The following is a 6,110-nucleotide window of genomic DNA, read 5'->3' on the forward strand; positions in this document are numbered from 1 at the left end:
CGTTACCCAAATAACGGATATACACACCATCACTCCGGCAAAGGAATCACCCGCAACGGCCGCACCGACTTATAAGAAAAACTCGAGTAAATTTCCTTAACACACGGCAACCCCTGCAACACCTCCCGCGCAAACTCCCCAAACGACTCCAGATCCTTCGCCACCACTTCCAACAAAAAATCATACCGCCCCGAAACGTTATGACACGCCACAATCTCGGGAATCTCCAACAACCTTTGCTCAAACGCCCGGGCAACTTCCCGGGAGTGCGTATCCATCATGATGCTGACAAACGCCGTCACCCCATACCCCAGCGCCTTGGGCGACAGGATCGCCTGATAACCGCCGATCACCCCGCTGTCCTCAAGGTTCTTCACCCGCCGCCAACACGGCGAAGTGGTCAGCGACACCCGCTCCGCCAACTCCGCCACCGTCAACCGCGCATTACCCTGCAAGGCGTTTAAAAGTGCCTTGTCAGTCCGATCCAGATGCATGGGCATATCTTGCCTCAAAACGTCGTTTTTATTGTTTTTCATCCCAATCTACCGGCCTTTCCCAGCAAACTATGGAACGTTCGGCCGCCGTTATAAGCATAGCATTGTAGGAAATAAGGAGCGTCCGACCATGAAAAATAAACACAACACGTTCGGCTTTTCCACCCGCGCCATCCACCACGGCTATGACCCCCAGGACCACCACGGCGCCCTCGTGCCGCCCATCTACCTGACGGCAACCTTCGCCTTCCCCACCGCCGAATACGGAGCCGCCTGCTTCGCCGGCGAAGAGAGCGGACACTTCTACACCCGCATCTCCAACCCCACCCTGGCCCTGCTGGAATCGCGCATGGCTACCCTGGAAAACGGCGAAGCCGCCGTCGCCTTCAGCTCCGGCATGGGCGCAATTGCCGCGACGTTCTGGACCCTGCTGCGCCCAGGTGATGAAATCATCGTCAGCCAGACCCTCTACGGCTGCACCTTCGCCCTGCTGCACCACGGCATCGGCGAATTCGGCATCAAGGTGCGCCACGTCGACCTCACCGACCTGAACGCCCTGAGTGAGGCCATCAACCCGGCCACGCGCATGATCTACTTCGAAACCCCGGCCAACCCCAACTTGCAACTGGTGGACATCGCCGCCGTCGCCGAGATCGCCCACCGGCAACCCGGGATCACCGTGGTGGTGGACAACACCTACTGCACGCCCTACCTGCAACGCCCGCTGGAAATGGGCGCCGACGTGGTGGTGCACTCGGCCACCAAATACCTCAGTGGCCACGGCGATATCACCGCCGGCATCGCCGTCAGCAGCCAGGCCCTGGCCCAGCGCATTCGCCTGCAAGGGCTCAAGGACCTGACCGGTGCGGTGATGTCACCCCAGGACGCCGCCCTGCTGATGCGCGGCCTCAAGACCCTGGCCCTGCGCATGGACCGCCATTGCAGCAACGCCCTGGCCATCGCCGAAGCCTTGCAGGCCCATCCCCTGGTGGAATGGGTGACCTACCCCGGCCTGCGCTCCTTCCCTCAATACGAACTGGCCGCGCGGCAGATGAAACAATCCGGCGGCATGATCGCGTTTGAACTCAAGGGCGGCATCGACATGGGCCGACGCTTCATGAACGCCCTCAAGCTGTTCACCCGGGCCGTGAGCCTGGGGGACGCCGAGTCACTGGCCCAGCACCCGGCCAGCATGACCCACTCCACCTACACCCCGGAGCAGCGCGCCCACCACGGGATTTCCGAAGGGCTGGTGCGACTCTCGGCGGGCCTTGAGGATGTCGCCGACCTGCTGGCCGACGTTGCCCAAGCCCTGCAGGCCTGTGCCGTAAAGCCGAAATCCCGGGCGGTGCAACACAACGTTCATCACGCTTGAAGTAAATTCACAGGCAGGCGCGACGTTTATCAATAGCCCGGCCTGAAAAGGTCGGGCTTCTCCCGTTGCGCCCTGCACCGCAAAAAATTTGATCCATTCATTGGCCCGTTTGCGAAAGCCTGTACTAGCATACGAGGCGGCAGTCATGGAGATCACTGCCCTGTACGCCGCCCTCATTGAAACTCATGGATGAAATGATGAACTCACACCTGTTCCCCCACATTGGCAAAGTAATCGCCAGCACCGGCAGCCGGCATTTCCCGCGCATGCTGCATGACCTGATCCTCACCCAACTGGCGGTCGACGCCACGCACATCACCCAAATGCCTGTGAGTTCACCGCGCAAGGGCGGCAGTTCGCGAATGACGGGGGTCAGCCCGGTGTACACCGACCCGCTGCCAGGGCTGGAAGAGGCCCAGGCCGCCGCCCAACTGCACCTGACCCGGCGCAAGGATGACGTCAGCTACGTGCTGTCGGTGTATCGCTCCAACCCCTGCGAAAGTTTTTCCCAGCAGGAGCGGATCATCCTGCAAGACTTCTCCTCCCTGCTGCTGCCGATGGTTGAAAAACACATCAGCGCCCTGCAACCCAGCGGTCCGGACAGCGAAGCGCCGCAGCAACAAGGCATCGACACCTTGCGCCGGCGCTTTGAAGAGCGCCTCGCGCAATCGGGGCTGGCCCTGTCCAGCCGGGAGCTTGAGGTGTGCGTGGGGCTGCTGGCCGGGCGTACCGCACCGGAACTGGCAGAGCAGTTGGCACTGAAGGTCAATACCATCGAGAGCTACCTCAAGCGGGCTGCGATCAAGATGGGCATCAGTGGCCGGCATTCGTTGATGCGGTGGATGTATTCCACAGAAGAAAACGCCACTCTCTAGAACACCGAGGAACAAATGTGGGAGCGGGCTTGCTCGCGAATGCGCAGTGTCAGTCAATACATGTGTGACTGATCCACCGCATTCGCGAGCAAGCCCGCTCCCACATTTTTTGATCTCTGCCCGGCCTAATCCCGGGCCAGGGCTTCAATCGGATCCAACCGCGCCGCATTCCGCGCCGGCACAAACCCGAACACAATCCCGATCAACGTCGAACACGCAAACGCCGTCACCACCGAGCCCAGGGAAAACACCATTTCCCACTCTTTCACAAACAACGAAAACAGGTAGCCGATGGCGAATGACAGCGAGATGCCGATCATCCCGCCAATCAGGCAGACCATCACCGCTTCCACCAGGAACTGCTGGCGAATATCCGATTGCCGCGCGCCCACTGCCATGCGAATCCCGATTTCGCGGGTGCGTTCGGTCACCGACACCAGCATGATATTCATCACCCCGATGCCGCCCACCAGCAACGAAATCACTGCAATCAACGACAGCAGCAACGCCAGGGAACGGCTGGTTTTCTGCACCGTCTGCATGATGCTGTCGAGGTTGTTGGTAAAGAAGTCCTTGGTGCCGTGACGTTGCAACATCAGCTTGGTGACGTTCTCTTCCACCACCTTGCTCGGCTGGCCGTCCTTGATGCGCACCGTGATGCTGTCCAGATGACGCTGGCCCAACAGCCGCCCCGCTGCCGTCTCGTACGGCACCCACACGTTCAACGCCTTGCTGGCGGCGAACATGTTTTTGTTGTCGGCCGTCACCCCGATCACGGTGCAGGGCAGGTTGCCCACCAGGATCACCTGGCCCAACGGATCCACGCCGGGCGCGAACAGCCGATGGCGCGCGTTGTGGTCGATCACCACCACCTGGGCCTGGCGCCGGGCGTCGCTTTCGCTGAAGGTAATTCCGGCTTCGAGCTTCAGGCCCTTGACCTGGAAATAGCGATCGCTGACCCCATTGACCTGGGCGTCCAGGTCGATATTGCCGTAACGCAGCAACAGGTTGCGCCCCACCACCGGCGTGGCGCTGTCGACGTAATACAGCTGGTTCAGCGCATCCACATCCGACGGCAACAACGTCTCGATGGCTGACGCACGGCTGTCACCAAAACTCTTGCCGGGAAAGATATCAATGGTGTTACTGCCAATGGCCTGGATGTCCTTGAGCACATAGCGCTTGGCGCCTTCGCCGATGGCCGAGATCGACACCACCGAGGTGATGCCGATGACAATGCCGAGCATGGTCAGCAAGGTGCGCATGCGATGGGAAATCAGCGCCACCCAGGCCATGTTGAAGGCCTCCTTGAACAGCCCGAGGCTCGCCACCAACTTGCGCGCACCGCTGCGCTTGGGCTCGATGGGCGCTTCGGTGGGCAGGTCGAGGCCGACACTCTGATTGGCGCGGTCACTGACGATCTCGCCATCGCGCACCTCAATGATCCGCTGGGCATTGGCCGCGACTTTCGGGTCATGGGTAACGATGATCACCGTGTGCCCGGCGGCGTGCAGCTCGGCCAGGATGCGCATCACCTCCTTGCCGCTGTGGGTATCGAGGGCGCCGGTGGGTTCGTCGGCGAGGATCACTTCGCCGCCGTTCATCAAGGCCCGGGCGATACTCACGCGCTGTTGCTGGCCGCCGGACAGCTGGCTCGGGCGATGGGTCAAATGCCCCGACAACCCCAGGCGTGCCAGCAATTCCCCGGCGCGGCTATGCCTGGCGGTTTCCGGCGTACCGGCATAAATCGCCGGCATTTCCACGTTGTGCAACGCGCTCAGGTGCGCGAGCAAGTGGTAACGCTGAAAGATAAAACCGAAGTAGTCGCGGCGCAGCTCGGCCAGTTGCTCATCCCCCAGGGTGCGGGTTTCGATGCCATTGATCTTGTAGCTGCCGGCGGTGGCGTAGTCGAGGCCACCGAGGATGTTCATCAGGGTGGATTTACCCGAACCCGAGGCCCCGGTGATCGCGACCATTTCCCCGGCGTGGATGGTCAGGTCGATGCCCTTGAGCGCAATGAATTCGCGGTCACCGGCCATGAAACTGCGCACGATGCCTTTAAGCTCCAGCAGTGGCTGAGTCATCAATCAGCCCCCCGCCACGGCAGGCGATGGGTCGCCGATCACCACCTTGTCGCCTTCGGCCAGGCCATCGAGGATCTGCACCTTGACGTTGTTGTTGATGCCCGTCTGCACCTGCCGCGTGTTGGCCTTGCCCTTGGCGTCCAGCACCCGCACCGGGAAACTGCCATCGGCATTGCGCGGGCCGAGTGCGGCCACCGGCACGGTCAGTGCGGCCTTGGCGGTGTCGAGCACGATGCGCACCTGGGCGGTCATGGCGATGCGCAGGCGGTGGTCGGGGTTGGGTACGTCGAACAGCGCATTGTAGAACACCGCGGTGTTTTGCTTGGGGGTGCCGGCGGTCTGGGTTTCGAGGAAATTCTGCGGGGCAGGTTCGGTACCGCGCAATTTGGCGTAGTAGCGTTTGTCGGCCTCGCCGAGGATGGTGAAATACACCTGCTGGCCCGGACTGATGTGGATCACGTCCGCTTCGGAGACCTGGGCCTTGACGGTCATGGTGTCCAGGTCGGCGAGTTTGAGCAGCACCGGTGCCAGTTGGCTGGCGATCACGGTCTGGCCTTCCTGGGTGACGATGCCCACTACATCGCCGTCGATTGGCGCGACGATGCGGGTGTAGGCCAGGTTGATCTTGGCGGTGTCGATCTGGATGTGCGCGCTTTTGATCTGGGCGTCGAGGGACATCAGGTTGGCGCGCTGTACCTCGTAATTGGACTCGGCGGTTTCGAAGTCCTGGCGGGACACGGATTCGTCCTCCTGCAGGCCCTGATAGCGTTCGTAGACGGATTTGGTTTCCTTGAGTTGCGCCGCAGTGGCGCGGCGTTGGGCCTGGAGGTTTTCTTCGTCGACCTGGGCTTTGCGCAGGGTGTTCTGCAGGATCAACGGGTCGATTTCGGCCAGCCATTGGCCCTTCTTGACCTTGTCGCCGACCTTGACCTTCAGGGATTTGAGTTGGCCGGAAACCTGGGCGCCGACATCGACCTGCTTGACGCCTTCGAGCAGGCCGGTGGCCAGGACGGCGTTTTCGATGTCACTGCGCTCGGCGGTGGCGGTCAGGTATTGCGGCGCGTCTGCGGGGGCCTGCACGGTGTAGATGGTCAGGGCGGCGGCGATTGCCAGGGCCAGGGCCATTCCTGTTTTGCGAAGCTTTGACTTTTCCATAAGTGACCACAGAAGACGTTGAAGTTGGTCCGGCTTTTGGCTCGGAGTACATATCCGTTTTTTTAGTAACGGCTGATATGGGTTCCGCTCTTACAGCGGCTCACTTTTGAACAGCGCAAAAGTAAGC

At 61.2% G+C, this 6,110-nt stretch carries 5 protein-coding genes; 2 read left to right on the forward strand and 3 right to left on the reverse strand.

The genetic code is table 11. The features are described 5' to 3' along the window. Nucleotides 1-29: 29 nt before the first annotated feature. A complete protein-coding gene (locus tag HYE77_RS14155; RefSeq protein WP_008430161.1) occupies nucleotides 30-500 on the reverse strand; it encodes an Lrp/AsnC family transcriptional regulator in 471 nt (156 codons plus the stop codon). Nucleotides 501-624: 124 nt separating this feature from the next. Between HYE77_RS14155 and HYE77_RS14160 the strand changes: the two genes are divergently transcribed. Together HYE77_RS14160 and HYE77_RS14165 are read left to right on the forward strand one after the other, a co-directional pair. After that, a complete protein-coding gene (locus HYE77_RS14160) occupies nucleotides 625-1,869 on the forward strand; it encodes a methionine gamma-lyase (RefSeq protein ID WP_177009637.1) in 1,245 nt (414 codons plus the stop codon). 185 nt (nucleotides 1,870-2,054) lie between these two features. After that, nucleotides 2,055-2,744 (forward strand): helix-turn-helix transcriptional regulator, encoded by a 690-nt coding sequence (locus HYE77_RS14165; protein WP_177068902.1) that lies wholly within the window; start codon nucleotides 2,055-2,057, stop codon nucleotides 2,742-2,744. A 125-nt stretch (nucleotides 2,745-2,869) separates the two neighbouring features. Here HYE77_RS14165 and HYE77_RS14170 read toward each other — a convergent pair whose 3' ends face one another. Beyond that, nucleotides 2,870-4,828, reverse strand: a complete 1,959-nt coding sequence (locus HYE77_RS14170) for a MacB family efflux pump subunit (RefSeq protein WP_003212489.1) — start codon at nucleotides 4,826-4,828, stop codon at nucleotides 2,870-2,872. Between the two features lie 3 nt (nucleotides 4,829-4,831). Beyond that, nucleotides 4,832-5,983, reverse strand: coding sequence for a macrolide transporter subunit MacA (macA, locus tag HYE77_RS14175; protein ID WP_032898521.1), 1,152 nt, complete (start codon nucleotides 5,981-5,983; stop codon nucleotides 4,832-4,834). Nucleotides 5,984-6,110: the final 127 nt, after the last annotated feature.

The sequence above is a fragment of the Pseudomonas sp. IPO3774 genome (genome assembly GCF_013386835.1).
GTDB lineage: Bacteria > Pseudomonadota > Gammaproteobacteria > Pseudomonadales > Pseudomonadaceae > Aquipseudomonas.

What these genes read in the sequence shown, in the direction of transcription:
- HYE77_RS14155 (WP_008430161.1), bottom strand. Translation starts at nt 500, where the DNA reads ATGCCCATGCATCTGGATCGGACTGACAAGGCACTTTTAAACGCCTTG.
- HYE77_RS14165 (WP_177068902.1), top strand. Translation starts at nt 2,055, where the DNA reads ATGGATGAAATGATGAACTCACACCTGTTCCCCCACATTGGCAAAGTA.
- macA (WP_032898521.1), bottom strand. Translation starts at nt 5,983, where the DNA reads ATGGAAAAGTCAAAGCTTCGCAAAACAGGAATGGCCCTGGCCCTGGCA.
- HYE77_RS14160 (WP_177009637.1), top strand. Translation starts at nt 625, where the DNA reads ATGAAAAATAAACACAACACGTTCGGCTTTTCCACCCGCGCCATCCAC.
- HYE77_RS14170 (WP_003212489.1), bottom strand. Translation starts at nt 4,828, where the DNA reads ATGACTCAGCCACTGCTGGAGCTTAAAGGCATCGTGCGCAGTTTCATG.